Source organism: Streptomyces sp. SCSIO ZS0520, from assembly GCF_025643355.1.
GTDB classification, from domain to species: domain Bacteria; phylum Actinomycetota; class Actinomycetes; order Streptomycetales; family Streptomycetaceae; genus Streptomyces; species Streptomyces physcomitrii.
In genome coordinates, this window is the sequence record NZ_CP092644.1 from 3,574,295 (window position 1) to 3,590,176 (window position 15,882).

At 73.7% G+C, this 15,882-nt stretch carries 11 protein-coding genes and 1 pseudogene; 4 read left to right on the forward strand and 8 right to left on the reverse strand.

Annotation, left to right across the window (positions count from 1 at the left end; genetic code table 11):
* Positions 1-35: 35 nt before the first annotated feature.
* The 4 genes from MID12_RS13665 to MID12_RS13680 all read right to left on the reverse strand — a co-directional run bounded on the left by MID12_RS13665 (position 36) and on the right by MID12_RS13680 (position 4,670).
* Positions 36-1,145: an SRPBCC family protein gene (locus MID12_RS13665; RefSeq protein WP_263167350.1), complete on the reverse strand. Its 1,110-nt coding sequence runs from the start codon at positions 1,143-1,145 to the stop codon at positions 36-38.
* Between the two features lie 294 nt (positions 1,146-1,439).
* The gene (locus MID12_RS13670) at positions 1,440-3,188 is read right to left on the reverse strand and encodes a polyamine aminopropyltransferase (protein ID WP_411576953.1); all 1,749 of its coding nucleotides are present in this window, start codon (positions 3,186-3,188) and stop codon (positions 1,440-1,442) included.
* 80 nt (positions 3,189-3,268) lie between these two features.
* The gene (locus MID12_RS13675; RefSeq protein WP_040250401.1) at positions 3,269-3,787 is read right to left on the reverse strand and encodes a DUF2617 family protein; all 519 of its coding nucleotides are present in this window, start codon (positions 3,785-3,787) and stop codon (positions 3,269-3,271) included.
* Between the two features lie 568 nt (positions 3,788-4,355).
* Positions 4,356-4,670, reverse strand: a complete 315-nt coding sequence (locus MID12_RS13680; protein ID WP_040250404.1) for a hypothetical protein — start codon at positions 4,668-4,670, stop codon at positions 4,356-4,358.
* 530 nt (positions 4,671-5,200) lie between these two features.
* Between MID12_RS13680 and MID12_RS13685 the strand changes: the two genes are divergently transcribed.
* Positions 5,201-6,367 (forward strand): pyridoxal phosphate-dependent aminotransferase, encoded by a 1,167-nt coding sequence (locus MID12_RS13685; RefSeq protein WP_040250408.1) that lies wholly within the window; start codon positions 5,201-5,203, stop codon positions 6,365-6,367.
* A 123-nt stretch (positions 6,368-6,490) separates the two neighbouring features.
* On the opposite strand, the gene MID12_RS13690 is transcribed toward MID12_RS13685, so the two are convergent.
* Together MID12_RS13690 and MID12_RS13695 are read right to left on the reverse strand one after the other, a co-directional pair.
* Complete coding sequence (locus MID12_RS13690; RefSeq protein WP_263167354.1) at positions 6,491-7,975, reverse strand: tannase/feruloyl esterase family alpha/beta hydrolase; 1,485 nt, start codon at positions 7,973-7,975, stop codon at positions 6,491-6,493.
* 214 nt (positions 7,976-8,189) lie between these two features.
* Positions 8,190-9,296 (reverse strand): annotated as a pseudogene (locus MID12_RS13695) (alpha/beta hydrolase family esterase); the annotation flags it as partial.
* Between the two features lie 695 nt (positions 9,297-9,991).
* Here MID12_RS13695 and MID12_RS13700 point away from each other — a divergent pair.
* Positions 9,992-11,053, forward strand: a complete 1,062-nt coding sequence (locus MID12_RS13700; RefSeq protein ID WP_145945134.1) for an esterase/lipase family protein — start codon at positions 9,992-9,994, stop codon at positions 11,051-11,053.
* Between the two features lie 116 nt (positions 11,054-11,169).
* On the opposite strand, the gene MID12_RS13705 is transcribed toward MID12_RS13700, so the two are convergent.
* Positions 11,170-11,817: a fasciclin domain-containing protein gene (locus MID12_RS13705; protein WP_040250413.1), complete on the reverse strand. Its 648-nt coding sequence runs from the start codon at positions 11,815-11,817 to the stop codon at positions 11,170-11,172.
* Positions 11,818-11,936: 119 nt separating this feature from the next.
* Positions 11,937-13,616 (reverse strand): molybdopterin-dependent oxidoreductase, encoded by a 1,680-nt coding sequence (locus tag MID12_RS13710; protein WP_411576954.1) that lies wholly within the window; start codon positions 13,614-13,616, stop codon positions 11,937-11,939.
* Positions 13,617-13,799: 183 nt separating this feature from the next.
* Here MID12_RS13710 and MID12_RS13715 point away from each other — a divergent pair, with 183 nt between their 5' ends.
* A complete protein-coding gene (locus MID12_RS13715) occupies positions 13,800-15,134 on the forward strand; it encodes an NAD(P)/FAD-dependent oxidoreductase (RefSeq protein WP_263167359.1) in 1,335 nt (444 codons plus the stop codon).
* The gene (locus tag MID12_RS13720; protein WP_411576955.1) at positions 15,128-15,874 is read left to right on the forward strand and encodes a DUF1365 domain-containing protein; all 747 of its coding nucleotides are present in this window, start codon (positions 15,128-15,130) and stop codon (positions 15,872-15,874) included. The genes MID12_RS13715 and MID12_RS13720 overlap by 7 nt, the downstream gene beginning before the upstream one ends.
* The last annotated feature ends 8 nt before the right edge of the window (positions 15,875-15,882 follow it).

Here is a 15,882-nt window from a genome sequence, read left to right on the forward strand (position 1 = left end):
TCAGAGCCCTCGTCAGAGCCCTCGGACCGGCGAAGTCACCGCCGTCGGCGCAAGGCCCGCCCGACGACGATGGCCGAGGCCACCACCAGTGCGGCGGCGGGTGCCGCCCAGCGCAGGGTGGCGCCGGCCGCGAAGGAGTCGGGCGCGAGGACGGGGGCGTACCGGCCGCGCGGGGGTGCGTGGTCGACCTCCTCCGCGCTGCGGCCGATCATGGTGCGCCGGGCGTGGGCGGCCTCGGCCGGAGGTTCGGCGTGCTGCTCCGTGCCTGCCCCCGTCGTGCCTTCGAGTGCGTCCTCGTCGAGATCCTCGTCGCCGTACGGCTCCAGGGAGGGCGGCGGCACCTCGGCGTCGAACAGCGAGGAGGAGGACGGCGCCTCACCCGCAGCGGCGGCATCCGCTGATCCCGCGTCCGCAGATCCCGAGCCCCCTGGCCCGGCGTCCCCTGGCTCGGAATCCCCTGGCCCGGAGCTCTCGGGCCCGGAGGTCTCGGACCGAGACGAATCCCCGGACCGAGACGAGTCCCCAGCCCCGGAAGAGTCCCCGGCCCCGCCCTCCTCAGCGGCCCGCCCGCCCCGCTCCAAGCCGTCACCGGCAGCTCCGGTACCGCTCGTGGTGGCGCCCTCGGGCGGCGTCGCGGCGGCACCTTTCGGCGAGCCCGCCGAGCCGACGTCCTCGGGTGAGCCCGCGGTGCCGGTAGTGCCGGTACCCCGCTCCCCGCTGCCCTCCGCGCCGCGCCCCAAGTTCTCCGCGAACCGTGCGAGCAGGCGGCGGAGGGCCGACTCCACGGTCTCGGCGGGGAGTTCGGTGAGGCGGCCGTCGGCGGTGCCGGTGCCGGAGAAGGTGAGGGTGGTGCCGTCCGGGGCCTCGGTGAGGCGCAGGTCCAGTGCGAAGGAGACGGTGCCGGTGCCCCTGGCCTCGGTGGCCTCGCCCTGCGCGGTGAACGTGCCCTCGGTGCTCTCGGCGAGGCTCAGCCGACCGCGGTAGGTGACGCTGGTGTTGCCGAGGCGCAGCTTGAGCCGACCGGTGACCGGGGCGGCGCCCGCGTCCTGCTGGAGCCCGGGCACCGCGCGAGCCGCCCGTGCCGGGTCTGCGAGGGCCTGCCTCAGGGGTGCGGCGGGCAGCGGAACGAACACCTCATGCTCCATGTCAGCCGAGCCTACCCACGGCTCCCCTCCACATGCCCTCCCCGGAACCGAAACAACCGCCCCGGTTTTCGCCGCTCACCCCGCCCCACGAACCCACGGACACCTACAGGCACCCACCACCATCGAGCCCCACCCGGACCACCCGCACGACCCGCCCCGCGCCCCTCGCACACCGCCGCCCCTGCGCACGCACGCGCACCCGGCCCCGCACCCGCACCCGCCCTACCTACGACCAGCCCTGGCACCGGAGCACCCCACACAGCACCGCCCCCACCTCCCCACACGCCCAGCCCCTCACCCCCCATACCGCGGATGCACCAACGTCGAAGGCCCCGGCGCCTCCCCGCCCCGACCCCGCTGGGCCGCCCGAGCCCCCTCCGCGAGGTCCGCCGAGTCCAGGGACCCCAGCCGCGGCCCCGCCGAGTCCAGCCCGAGGACAGGAGCCGTACGCCCGGCGAGGACGAACCCCCAGTCCCGGGCGGCCCGAGCACGGCCACGGTCAGCACCCACCCCGGACGCTGTCCCCGACCCCCATGCCGCACCCCGACCAGACACCGAACCCGAACCCGAACCAGATCCCGCACCCGCCCCCGCCCCCAAAGCCGGACCACTCCCCGACCCGCCACTCCCCGCCCCGACCCCCCGCCCCCCAACCCGATAAGGCACCGTCCGCAGCCCCGCCGCGCGGATGCTCGCCTCGACGGTCCAGAAGCTGCGGGAGCCCGCGGCGAAGGGCCCGGCGTGGACGAGGAGGCGGCCGCGCGGGGCGAGCCGGCGTGCGGCGAGGCCGTAGAACTCCTGGGAGTGGAGTTTCGCGCCCGCGGTGCCGCCGGGGCCGGGCAGATCCGAGACGATGACGTCGTACGTACGGGTGGTGGTGCGCAGCCGGGCGAAGGAGTCGCCGGTCCTGATGTGGACGCGGGGGTCGCGGAGGGCGTGGTCGTTGAGGGCGCTCAGGGCGGGGTCGGTGCGGGCGAGGGCGGTGACGCCGGGGTCGGCCTCGACGATGTCCACGCGCCGGACGTCCCGGTGGCGCAGCACTTCGCGGGCGGCGAGGCCGTCACCGCCGCCGAGGATCAGGACGCGGGCGTGCGGGCCGTTCATGGCGGGGTGGACGAGGGCTTCGTGGTAGCGGCGTCCGTCGCGGGCACTGACCCGCAGGCGTCCGTCGAGGAAGAGGTCGAGGGGGCCGTCGGGTCCGCCGGTGAGGACGACTTCCTGCTGTCCGGTGCGCAGGGCGACGCGTACGCCGTCGCCGTAGACGGCTCTGCGGGCGGCGCGTTCGAAGTCGTCGACGAGGGCGGCGGCGGTGCCGAGGGTCAGCAGGACGGCGAGGTTGGCGGCGAGCAGGGCGCGCCGGGCGCGGGGGCTGACGTCGCGGCGGAAGAGGCCGAGGACGAGGGCGGCGCCGGCGACGGCGTTGATGCTGCCGGTGAGGAGGGCGCCGGTGAGCTGGCCGAAGCGCGGCAGGAGCAGGAAGGGGAAGGCGAGTCCGCCGACGAGGGCGCCGACGTAGTCGGCGGCGAAGAGGTCGGCGACGGCGCTGCCCGCGTCCTGTCGCCGGATGCGCTGGATGAGCACCATGAGCAGGGGTACTTCGGCGCCGATGAGCAGGCCGATGGTGAGGGAGAAGGCGACGAGGAGCCAGCGGGAGCCCTCGGCCCAGGCGCCGCCCCAGCCGCCGGTCCAGGCGAAGACGGCGTAGAGGGCCATGGCGCTCAGGCCGCCGACGAGGGCGAGGAGGGCTTCGAGGGCGCCGAAGGCGACGGCGGCGCGGGGGCGGAGGCGTTTGGCGAGCAGGGAGCCGATGCCCATGGCGAAGACCATGACGGAGAGCACGACGGAGGCCTGGGTGACCGAGTCGCCGATCAAGTAGGAGGCGAGGGCGACGAGTTCGAGTTCGTAGACGAGTCCGCAGGCCGCGCAGACGAAGACGCCCGCGAGGACGAGGAGGCGTCCGGTCCGCTCCCGTACCGGCAGGGGTGCCGGGGTGTGGCCGCTCCTGTCGGGGCGGGTGCGGACGGCGGTGGGCGGTTCGATCACCCGGGGAACGCTACGTCACCGTCCGGGGCCGTCCGGTCACCCACGCGCGTGATTCCGGACAGCGCCCGGGCGGGAGGGCGTCACAGGGCCGCGGTGACGGGGGCGCCCACCCGGGTGCGGGTGGCGACGAGTTGACCGTCCTGCGGGTAGGCGTGCCAGGTGCGCCAGTGGACTTGGCCGTCGTGGCACTGGGCGAGGAGGGCGGTGAAGGCGTAGGGGCTGCCGGGGAAGACTCCGGCGAGGCCGTGCGGATGCTCGGAGACGAGGGCGATGAGTTCTTGGGCGCGGCCCGCGAACTGCCCCTGGGAGAGGGTCTCGACGCGGGCGGCGAATTCGTATTCGCGGTCGCCGATGCGCTTGGCGACGCCGAGGGGTAAGGGGGTGCGGCTGCCCGGGATGCAGGCGACGGTCTCCGAGCAAATGCCTTCCTCCTGTTCGAGGATGACTTGGTGGGAGGCGCCGAGGAGTCGCAACTGGAGGCGGACGTTTGAGAGTTCAAGGTCGAGGGAGGCGAGCGCGGGCAATGGTTCGCGCCCAAGGGCCCAGGCGAGGTCGTCCGCGCGCGTGTCTGAATAGGCGGTGTTCAGGGTCGTGAGCATGGGTCGGCTCCGCTAAGCACGCTGAGGAGTTGAGGCCGGCGCTTCCCGGCGTGGGGACCGCGGATCGGCCCGGAGAGGACCGGGAGATCGGTGGTGCCGGCTCGTGCCCACGAGATGTCCGAGGGCTGCGCTGACGCGTAGAGGGAATCATGAACTGCGCTGCCGCCACAGCGATTTTACCCAACTTCGTAGGATTTCCATCCCCCCGAGGGCTGCACAGTTCACCTGTTCTCCCGCCATGACGAAGCGCCCGCCGGATACGGTTCCCGACGGACGCTTCTTGTGGCCGGTTCGTTTCCCCGTTCCCCGTACCGGCCGTGCGCGGGCCCGATCTCGCGCGGGGCCCGTGCGGGCCGGAGGTGTCCCCCCTGCACCGTCCGGCCCGGGCCGGGTGCTGCCCCGTGACGGCACCCGGTCGTCTGCGCCTGAGGCGAGGGGTCGCCTCAGGTGATCCCGCGGAACGCCCCCGAGGGATCCGGGGAGTCTCCTCCGCTCGGTCCGAAGGAGCCTCCTGCGTCACTCGGTCGGTCCGAGGAGTCGCCTCCGTGTGCTGCGGGAGGGCGGCCGGTCAGCTGCCGCCACCGCCGCAGCCGCCACCACCGCCTCCGCAGCCGCCTCCGCCACCACCGCAGGAGGAGCCCCCGCCGCAGGACGAGCCGCCGCCGCAGGAGGAGGAGCCTCCGCCGCCGCAGCCGTATCCGCCGACGGCGCCGCCTCCGGCCGTGCCGCCTCCCGCGCCGTGGCGGCGGGAGCGGCGGCGCGAGGGGTCGTGCCCGTCCGCGTACCAGCTCTTTCCGGCCCCTGTGCGTGAGGAGGCCTGCAGGGCGAGTGCGCCGATCACGACGCCTACCACCACCACCGCTCCGATGCCCCACAGCAACATGGAAACCACCTCTTCCTTTCCCCCGTACCGGCCGGGAGGGCCGGTCCTTTCCTTACGTCGGTGATTCCGGCGGCCTTGCCACTTCCGACGACTTCGCCGCCACTTCTGACGCGTTCGCCTGCTTCGGCTTCCGCCTGTCAGTTCACTTCTGAGCGCCTTTCCCGCAATCCGGTTCCGGCGCTCCCCGCCCCTTCCCCTTCCGCTTCCGCTCGTGATTCCGCTTGCGCCGCGCGATAACGCCTTCTCCCGTGCTCTCGGTCCGCGGAGAACTGCCCGCGTTCGGGTTCCGGCGTACGGATCTTCTTTTCTGTGCGGCTGCCCCGAAGATTCCCGAAGGGGTGCGGGCTCAAAGGCAAGTTGAGGAACTCCAGAGGTTCGGCGGGGGAAACTGAGCTTTCCCAGAGCTTTCCCCGAGCCGTCGCGGTTCCGGGAGGATGGGCGGCCCCGGGCGCCGGAGGCTGGCAGCATGAGGCGGGGCGTGGCCCCTGGCGGGGACGGATGCGAGGAGAGTTGCGAGGATGGGTGGAGCGATGGGTGACAGGCCGCTGCTGAACCGGAGGCTGGCGGGGCACGGCTCCACGATCTTCGCGGAGATGTCGGCGCTGGCGGTGAAGACCGGGGCGATCAACCTGGGCCAGGGCTTCCCCGACACGGACGGCCCGGAGGCGGTCCGGGAGGCGGCGGTACGCGCCCTGCGCGACGGCCGCGGCAACCAGTACCCGCCCGGCCCCGGCGTCCCCGAGCTGCGCGCCGCGATCGCCGCGCACCAACAGCGGTTCTACGGGCTGGACTTCGACCCCGACTCCGAGATCCTGGTGACCGCGGGGGCCACGGAGGCGATCGCCGCCTCGATGCTGGCCCTGCTCGAACCGGGCGACGAGGTCATCGCCTTCGAACCGTTCTACGACTCCTACGCCGCGAGCATCGCCATGGCCGGGGCCACCCGGGTCCCGCTGACCCTGCGCGCCCCCGACTTCCGTCCCGACCTGGACCGGCTGCGGGACGCGATCACCCCGCGCACCCGCCTGCTGCTGCTGAACTCGCCGCACAATCCGACCGGTATGGTCCTCACCCGCGAGGAGGCCCTGGCCCTCGCGGAGATCGCCGTGGCGCACGATCTCCTGGTGGTCACCGACGAGGTGTACGAGCACCTGGTCTTCGAGGGCGAGCACATCCCGCTGATCTCGCTGCCCGGCATGCGCGAGCGTACGGTGTCGATCTCCTCGGCGGGCAAGACCTTCTCGTTCACCGGCTGGAAGGTCGGCTGGGTGACCGCTTCCCCCGCTCTGGTGGCCGCCGTGCGGACCGCCAAGCAGTATCTGACCTTCGTCTCGTCCGGTCCCTTCCAGTACGCGATCGCCGAGGCCCTGGCGCTGCCGGACTCCTACTTCACCGGCTTCCGCGAGGATCTGCGCGGCAAGCGGGACCTGCTGGCGGCGGGGCTGGCGCGGGCGGGCTTCGCGGTGCACCGCCCGCAGGGCACGTACTTCATCACGACCGATGTCTCACCGCTGGGCGAGAAGGACGGCGCGGCCTTCTGCCTCGCGCTGCCGGAGCGCTGCGGGGTGGTCGCCGTCCCCAACTCGGTCTTCCACGACGACCCGGAGGCGGGCCGCACCCAGGTCAGATTCGCCTTCTGCAAGCGCCACGAGACCTTGGCGGAGGCGGCGACCCGCCTGGAAGGACTCGCGCGCTGAGGCCCGGCCGCACGGACCGCTGAGGCACACCCGTACGGACTGCTGAGGCACGGCCGCGGGCCGCTGAGGCACGGCCGCCCGGACGGCCTGCGTGTCCCGAACGGCCTTGCCCCGCAGGCGGGTTCAGCGCGCCCGGGAGTCCCCCGCACCGTCCAGCGCGCACTCCCTCAGCAGCTCCCCCGGACCGGCCCCCGGCGGCCGCGGGACCGTGTGGCTCGGGGGCGGGGGTGTGCCGTGGCCGAGCCAGGTCTCCAGGGCGGTGAAGGCGGAGCGGTGGCAGGGCAGGAGGGGGCGGAGGCGGTCGGGGAAGGTGTCGGCGAGGGAGTCGGTGTGGGTGCCGTCCTCGATGCGGTAGTAGCGGTGCAGGGCGCCGCGGCCTGCCTGCTTCACCATCCGGGCGTAGACGTCGGAGTCCCGGCTGATGGGCAGCAGGACGTCGAGGGTGCCGTGCAGGGTCAGCAGGGGCTTGCCGAGGCGGCCGGTGAGGGCGATCCGCTGGACGGCGCGGTGCACCCGCGGGGGCCGGTCGGCGTAGGCGTAGTCGGCGTCGCAGTGCGGGGTGCCGGGGGTGCAGTACGGGGTGCCCGCCTCGGTGGCGCCGTCGTAGCCGGGGTCGAACTCCTCGCGGTAGATACGCTGGGTGAGGTCCCAGTAGTTCTGGTGGTGGTACGGCCACAGGAACTCCGAGCCGCGCGGCTGGCCCGCCGCGTACAGGGCCTCACGGGCGCGCCCGGCACCCGGCCCGCCCGCCGCGTAGTCCGGGTAGTGGCGCAGTACGGGCGGCAGGAAGCCGAGGAGGTTCGGGCCCTCGGCGCGCCAGAGGGTGCCCTCCCAGTCGACGCCGCCGTCGTACAGCTCGGGATGGTTCTCCAGCTGCCAGCGCACCAGGTAGCCGCCGTTGGAGAGGCCGGTGGCGAGGGTGCGGGACGGGGGCCTGCCGTAGCGCTGGGTGGTCAACGCCTTGGTGGCGCGGGTGAGTTGGGTCAGCCGGTGGTTCCATTCGGCGACCGCGTCACCGGGGCGGCGGCCGTCGCGGTGGAAGGCGGCGCCGGTGTTGCCCTTGTCGGTGGCGGCGAAGGCGTAGCCGCGGGAGAGCACCCAGTCGGCGATGGCGCGGTCGTTGGCGTACTGCTCGCGGTTGCCGGGGGTGCCGGAGACGACGAGGCCGCCGTTCCAGCGGTCGGGCAGCCGGATCACGAACTGGGAGTCGTGGTTCCAGCCGTGGTTGGTGTTGGTGGTGGAGGTGTCGGGGAAGTAGCCGTCGATCTGGATGCCGGGGACGCCGCGGGGCACGGCCAGGCCCGCGGGGGTCAGCCCGGCCCAGTCGGCGGGGTCGGTGTGCCCGGAGTCCGCGGTGCCCGCGGTGGTCAACTCCGCGAGGCAGGCGGCCTGTTGGTGCGCGGCCCCGGGGACGTGGAGCTGCCCCTGCCGCGCGCAGTGGCCGGCCGCCCGCGACCTTGCCGCGGCGCCCTCCCCCGCGGGTGCCGCGACGGAGGGCGGGACGGCGACGGCCAGCGGCAGCCCGAGGGCGGCCACCGCGAGCAGGCACCGCAGGGCGCGGGGGCGGGGGCGGCGTGGCCGTCCTGCGGGAGTGCCGGGGAACGGCATACGGGCCTCCGGGGGCGAGGTGCGGTACGGAAAGACGTGGCTGTACGGGGAGAAGTGCTGTACGGGGAGAAGTGCTGTCGCCGTCGCTGTCGCTGTCGCTGTCGCTGTCGCTGTCGGTCGAGCGGACGTTGACGGCTGGAGTGCCGCCAACGTCCGCTTGAGGACCGGCAGTTGGGGGACAGGGCAGGGGGGCCGAGGGCCAGGGGAAGGGTCAGGAGCCGCTCAGGCCGAAGAACTTGGCGATCCAGTGGCTGGAGCAGATCGAGGCCAGGAAGTACGGGGCGCCGGTGCTGCCGCACTGTTCGGCGCCGGTTCCGGGGTCGACGGGGGTGCCGTGACCGATGCCGGGCACCCGGTCGACCTCGACGGCGACCTTGCCGTCCGTACCCACGTACTCCTCCTGGCGAGTGGAGTTGGGGCCGATGCTGCCGACCCGGTCCGGGGTCTGGGAGAGGCCGTGCAGGGCCGTCCACTGGTCCCGGAGTTCATCGGCGTTGCGCGGGGCGACGGTGGTGTCCTTCTCGCCGTGCCAGATGGCCACCCGGGGCCAGGGCCCGTTCCAGGAGGGGTTCGCCGCGCGGACCCGCTCGGCCCACTGCTCGGGGCTGAGGTCGACCCCCGGATTCATGCACAGGTACGGGCTGTTGTCCTTGGTGCACTCGTACGGCAGCCCGGCGACGACCGCGCCCGCGGAGAAGACGTCGGGGTAGGCGCCGAGCATCACCGAGGTCATGGCGCCCCCGGCGGAGAGCCCGGTGACGAAGACGCGCGAGGAGTCGGCCCCGTAGGCGGAGACGGCGTGCGCGGCCATCTGCCGGATCGAGGCGGCCTCGCCCTGGCCCCGGCGGTTGTCGGTGGCCTGGAACCAGTTGAAGCACTTGGTGAGGTTGTTGGCGGTGCTGGTCTCCGCGAGGACGAGCAGGAAGCCCTCGCGCTCGGCGAGTTCGGGCAGCCCGGAGTTGTCGGCGTAGACCTGCGCGTTCTGGGTGCAGCCGTGCAGGGCGACCACCACCGGCGGGTTCGCGGGCAGGTTCGCGGGCCGGTGGACGTACATGCTCAGCGCACCGGGATTGGCACCGAAGTCCGGCACCTTGGTCAGCTCGGCGGCCCGGTGCCCGGCGGGGTGCGCACCGGCCGTGCCCGCGGCGGGAGTCGGACCGCCCTGGGTCATCGGCGCGGGGGCGGCGGAGGCGGCCGGGGCGGCCAGCACCCCGCAGAGCACCAGCGCGGGCACGGCGAGCAGTCGGCGAACTGCCCTGCGGCGCAAGGGCAGTCGGGTCGGGCGGGACGCCCGGTCGCGCCCGGAGTGGAAGTTCGGCATGGCGGCTCCCTCGGTGGCGTGGCGTGCGGTGGCGGTGGCGGGCCCGGGGCCCTGCCGTGCCGGGGCGGGGAGGTCCCGGCTCCCGGAACCGTAGGAGCGGGGCCGGGGCACCCGGTATGGGACCGTGCACCACAGCCGGGGCCGGGCCTGGGTGAGCACCGGGGGTTGCCCGGGGCGAGAGGGCCTGATAGGCGCGTAGGGCACCGGAGTTGGGCGGGAGACCCCGCGACGGGCGACGGCCTCGCAGCGGTGGCAGCCTCGCGGTGGGCGGCAGCCTCGCGGCGGGGCGGCAGCCCCGCGGCGGGCGGCAGGCCGCCCCAGCAGTCGAGTCGGGACCCCGGGCAGACCTCAGACGGCCCTCGGACAAACCTCGGACAAACCTCCGGCGGCGCTCAGGCAGACCCCGCGCGGCCCCCGGGCAGCTCCCAGGCAGCCCCCAGGCGGACCCGGCGGATCCGGATGCGGAGGTGTGCGGCGAAGCGGCTGTCCGTCGGACGAAAGGGACTCCGGCGCGGCGCGGGGTTCGCTTGAGTGGACCCGTGGCACCCCGGGCACCCCACCGCCCCGCCCCACCGACACCGGCACCGGCACCGGCACCGGCACCGGACCGACGCACAGACCGGCACAGCACCGACCGACGCGGGCACCCCCGCACGGTGCGGTACCGGCCGCACACCGAGAGAGGCACGGCTGACATGAAGACGCGCGCGATTCCCTTGCTCCTGGCGGCAGTTCTGGGCCTCGGCACCCTGACTCCGGCCGCCGCCCAGGCCGCGGCGGACCGGACCCCCGTACCCCGCCCCGTACCCGGCTCCGCGGACTCCGTGAAGTCGGCGAAATCCGCGAACTCCACGGCCCCTACGAGCTCCGCGGATCCGGGCGGCCCGCCGCTGGAGACCCCCGTCGCGACGCTGGCCGCGAACCTCGCGTGCTCCGCGGATCTGGCGGACTCGGCGAGGACGCCGGTGCTGCTGACCCCGGGCACCGTCGAGAGCGCCGACCAGGCCTGGAGCTGGGGCTACCAGAAGGTGCTGCGGGAGCAGGGGCACGCGGTCTGCGTGATCGAGGACCTGCCGGACTCCGGCACCACCGACATGCAGGTCACCGCGGAGTACGTGGTCTACGCGCTGCGCCGGATGCACGAGGTCAGCGGGCGCAAGGTCTCGGTGATCGGGCACAGCCAGGGCGGGCTGCTCAACGCCTGGGCGCTGCGGTTCTGGCCGGACCTCGCGGGCAAGGTCGACGACATCATCGGCCTCGGCGCCCCGCACAGCGGCGGCCTCTTCGGCGACCTCGCCTGCGTCGCCGGGCGGTGCCCCGACTCCGCCTGGCAGTTCAAGGCGTCCTCGGACTTCGTGAAGGCGCTGATCCGTGAACCGCTCGCCGCCGGGCCCTCGTTCACCTCGATCGGCTCCGACACCGACGAGGTCATCTTCCCGGCGCCCGGCGCCACCCGCTTCCCCGGCGCCGCCAACCTCCAGGTGCAGCAGCTCTGTCCGGGTCGCCTGGTCGGCCACATGGGGCAGCTCTTCGACGCGGGCGTGCACGCGCTGGTCGCGGACGCCCTGGACCACGAGGGGCCCGCCGATCTCAACAGGGCCGACCGGGGCGGCTGTTCGCGGTACTGGTTCGAGGGGGTGGACGAGGCGAAGATGGCCGCGGGCATCCTCATCGTGAAGGACATCCTCGCCGCCTTCCTCGATGTGCGCTGGGTCGACAAGGAGCCCGCGCTCAAGGAGTACGCGGCCCGGGGCTGAACACCCGCCGCCCGTAAGGCGGTTGCGGCAAGGGCCCCCGCCACCGGTCACACGGTGGCGGGGGCCCGTCCTGCGTCCCGTCCCGGGCAGTGGTCGGGACGGGGGCCTGGGGGCGGTCAGCTCTTGGGCATCAGGACGGTGTCGATGATGTAGACGTTGGCGTTGGAGGTCTGGACGTTGCCGCAGACCACCTTCGAGGCGTCGTTGACCTCGTAGGACTCACCGGAGCCCGAGGTCTTCACCTTCGACTTCTCCAGGGTGGTGAAGTTGCCGTTGTCCATCTGGGTGGGCTTCAGGCGCTCCGGGATGACGTGGTAGGTGAGGATCTTGGTCAGCTGCTCCTTGTCGGCGAGCACCTTGTCCAGGTCGGCCTTCGGGATCTTCGCGAAGGCGTCGTTGGTCGGCGCGAACACCGTCAGGTTGTCGGTGTTGTTGAGGGTGTCGACCAGTCCGGCCTTCTTCACGGCGGTCACCAGGGTGGACAGCGCCGGGTTGTTCGAGGCGGCGGTGGCCACCGGGTCCTTCGACATGCCGTCGAAGGAGCCCTTGCCCGACTTCGGCACGGTGCCGCAGGCCGGGCCGAAGGGCTCGGACATCGCGGAGGTGTCCGAACCCTCGTCCGGCGAGGAGGGCTTGGCGGACGAGGAGGAGTCCGACTTGGTGTCCTTGTCGTCGCTGTCGTCCGAACAGGCGGCCAGGGACAGGGGCAGCAGGGCGGCCGCGGTGACGGCGACGGCGACCTTGCTGAGACGGGGCTTGCGCATGGTGCTCTCCTTCAAACGGGGTTCGATCGTGAAACGGAAAAGGTTCAGGAAACGGCCGTACAGGTACGTACGGGATACACGGGACGTACGGGTTCGGCTCGGTCTTCTCGTGCGGGGGCTCATGGCACGGTGACCACCACCGAGTGCCAGCCGGTCGCGCCGTCGGGCACGGTGCCCTGGCGGCGGGAGGTCTGGGTGGCGCCGTCGCCGTCGGTCGCGCGGGCTTCGAGGGTGTGGTTGCCGGAGGTGGCCGGCCACTCCCAACTCCACTGGCGCCAGGTGTCCTTGTTGGCCTCGGTGGCCAGTTCGGCGCGCTGCCAGTCGCCGCCGTCCACCCGCACCTCGACCTTGGCGATGCCGCGGTGCTGCGCCCAGGCCACCCCGGCGACCGCGACGGTGCCCTTGCGCGGGGAGGAGAACGGCCGGGGGGTGTCGATCCGCGCCTGGGTCTTGATCGGCGCCTCGCGGGCCCAGGACTTGCGCACCCAGTACGGGTCGAAGTCGTCGAAGGTGGTGAGTTCGAGTTCCTTGAGCCACTTGCAGGCCGAGACGTAGCCGTAGAGGCCGGGCACCAGCATGCGGACCGGGAAGCCGTGGTCGAAGGGGAGCGGTTCGCCGTTCATGCCGACGGCGAGCATCGCGTCCCGGCCGTCCATCACGGCGTCCACGGGGCTGCCCAGGGTCATCCCGTCGACCGACCTGGCGACCAGCTGGTTCGCGGGCCCGCCCTCGGAGGGCGGCTTCACCCCGGCCTCCCGCAGCAGGTCCGCGAGGCGTACGCCGATCCAGCGGGCGGTGCCCACGTACTTGCCGCCCACCTCGTTGGAGACGCAGGTCAGCGTGATGTCCCGCTCGATGAGCTCGCGGCGCAGCAGGTCCTGGTAGCCGATCTGCAACTCCCGCCGCACGCCCTTGCCGTGCAGCCGCAGCCGCCAGCTGTCCGCGTCCACCTTCGGCACCACCAGGGCGGTGTCCACGCGGTAGAAGTCGCGGTTGGGGGTGACGAAGGGGAACATGCCCCGCAGCCCGAGGTCGGCGCCCTTCGGCAGCGGCCGGGCCGGGGAGGCGGGCCGGGGCAGCCGGATGGACTCACGGGCGGCGGCGGCCTCCCGGTTGCCGGAGGCGTTCACCGCCCGGCCGCCCACTCCGGCGCCCGCCGAGACGGCCGCGGCGGCGGTGGCGAGCACCACGAACCGGCGCCGGTCGAAGGGGGCCGGGGCCTCGTCGGCGGCCGGGGCCGTGCCCGCCGCGGCGGGCGTCCGGCGGAACGGCACCACGGGCGGCCACAGTCGCCGCGCGGAGAGCAGCGAGCCGAGGACGTACAGGAGCACCGCCCCGGCCAGCGCGCCCACGAGGGAGGGGACGAAGTCGGTGGTGCGGGCGGCGGGCCGGTTCGCCGCGGCGACGGAGCCGAGGACCCCGAAGGCCAGTACGCCGAGGGCTCCGACGAGCGGATACGGCACCGACAGGGCGCCGATCACCACGGCGAAGAGGGCCAGCAGGACGAGGATGCCGAGTTGGAGGACGAGTTTGTCGTTGGTGCCGAAGTTGCGGATCGCCCAGTCCTTGACCCCGGTCGGGGTGCGGTCGATGACCGCGCCGCCGACGGCGGTGACCGGGGAGGCCTCCGGGCGCAGCAGCGCCGAGACCAACTCGGCCACGCACAGGGCGGCGAAGGCCGCGAGCAGCCCGCCGACCGCCCCGAGGACGGCGCGCAGTGCCCGCTCGCGGCGCGGCAGTGCGCCGACGGGCTCGGCGCCGTTCTCGGGGTGTGCCTGGTCTTCGCTCACGTGGGCCATTCGGCGCAGCGCGGCCCGTGGATTGGTCCCGGGCCGCGGGTTCATCCCTGCGAATGACTTTCGCGGAACCCACCAATCCGCGGCCCCCGCGGCTCCGAAGGACTGCTGAGGCAGGCGTGCTGCCGCCGGCTCCGTCAAGGGGTCCGAACGCGGCGCGCGGCACGGCACGGAGGAAGGAGCACGATGACGGCGTCGTCAGACCAGACGCGGGCGCGGCGGGAGCCGGGGCCGCGGCCGGGCGGCACGGGCAGGCCGCGTACGGCGGTGATCGGCAGCGGGATAGCCGGGCTGAGCGCCGCGTACGTACTGTCCCGGTCCCACGACGTGACGCTGTACGAGGCGGACGACCGGCTCGGCGGCCACGCGCACACCCATGAGGTGACCGCGCGGGACGGGCGCACGCACCGGGTCGACTCCGGTTTCATCGTGCACAACCGGCGCACCTATCCGCACTTCCTGCGGCTGCTCGGCGAACTGGGCGTCGCCACCCAGGAGTCGGAGATGAGCATGTCGGTGCGGTGCGAGGGCTGCGGCCTCGAATACGCGGGCGCGCGCGGCCCGCGGGGGCTCTTCGCCCAGCCGAGGAGCCTGGGCAATCCGCGCTTCCTGCGGATGCTGGCCGAGGTCCCGCGCTTCCACCGGGCCGCCCGGCGGCTGCTCGCCGGGCGGCCCGCCGCCGGGGCGGACACCGGTCCCACTCTGGGCGAGTTCCTCGAACAGGGCGGTTTCTCCGCCTACTTCACGGCGCACTTCGCGACCCCGCTGGTCTCCTGCGTCTGGTCCTGCGACACGGCCACGGCCCGCCGCTACCCGGCCCGCTTCCTCTTCACCTTCCTGGAGCACCACGGCATGCTCTCGGTGGGCGACTCCCCCACCTGGCGCACCATCACGGGCGGTTCGCGGGAGTACGTGGACCGGATCGCCAAGCAGCTCGGCTCGGTGCGCACCTCGGTACCGGTACGGGCGGTGCGCCGGCACGCGGACGGCGTCGAGGTGGACACCGCGGGCGGCGAGCGGGCGGCGTACGACTCGGCGGTGATCGCCACCCACCCCGACCAGGCGCTGCGCCTGCTCGCCGAGCCCACCGAGCGGGAGCAGCAGGTCCTCGGCGCGCTGCCCTACACCGCCAACAGCACGCTGCTGCACACCGACACCTCCCAGCTGCCGCGCGCCCCGGGCGCCCGGGCCTCCTGGAACTACCTGCTGCCCGACTGCACCGCGGGCAGCGACCGGGTGCGGGTCAGCTACGACATGACCCGCCTGCAGCAGCTGGATGCCGAGGAGACCTATGTGGTCACCCTCGGCGGCGACGAACTCGTCGACCAGGGCAGCGTGTTGGCCCGGATGTCGTACGAACATCCCGTGCACACCCCGGAGTCGGTGGCCGCCCGCGACGAACTGCCCTCGCTCGGCGGTCCGTTGCTCGCCTTCGCGGGTGCCTACGACGGCTGGGGCTTCCACGAGGACGGCTGCCGGTCGGGGGTCGCGGCGGCCCGGCGGCTCGGGGTGCGGTGGTGAGCGCCGCGGGCGGCGGGCTGCCCGCGCTCTACCCGTGCACGATCACCCATGTCCGCACCGCGCCGGTACGCCACCGGCTGCGGCACCGCACGTACCTGTGGCTGATCGACCCGGACCGCCCGCCGCGCCCGCGGGGCCCCTTCGGGATGCTGGCCCGCTTCGAGGGGCGGGACCACTTCGGCCCCTCGGCGGGCACCCTGCGGGCCAAGCTGGACTCCTTCCTCGCCTCGCGCGGGGTGGATCTGGACGGCGGCCGGGTCCTGATGCTGGCGCACGCCCGCGTCCTCGGCTTCGTCTTCAACCCGCTCACCCTGTACTGGTGCCACGGCCCGGACGGCGCCCTGCGCTGCGTGGTCGCCGAGGTGCACAACACCTACGGCGAGCGGCACTGCTATCTGCTGCACCCCGGCGAGGACCAAGTAGCCGAGGTCCGCAAGGAGTTCTACGTCTCGCCGTTCTTCCCGGTGGACGGCTCCTACCGGATGCGGCTGCCCGAGCCGGGCGCCGCCCTCGACCTGACGATCCGTCTGGACCGTTCGGGAGAGCGGCCGTTCGTGGCCCGGGTGACCGGCGAACGCCGCCCGGCCTCCCCAAGCCACCTGGCCCGCTTGGCCGTTCGGCATCCGCTGTCCACCGTCGCGGTCGCCCTCGCCATCCGGGTGCACGGCATCCGGCTCTTCCTGCGCGGCCTGCCGATCCGCGACCGCCCGGCGCACCCCCCGCAGGAGGGCGTGCGGTGACCGCCGCC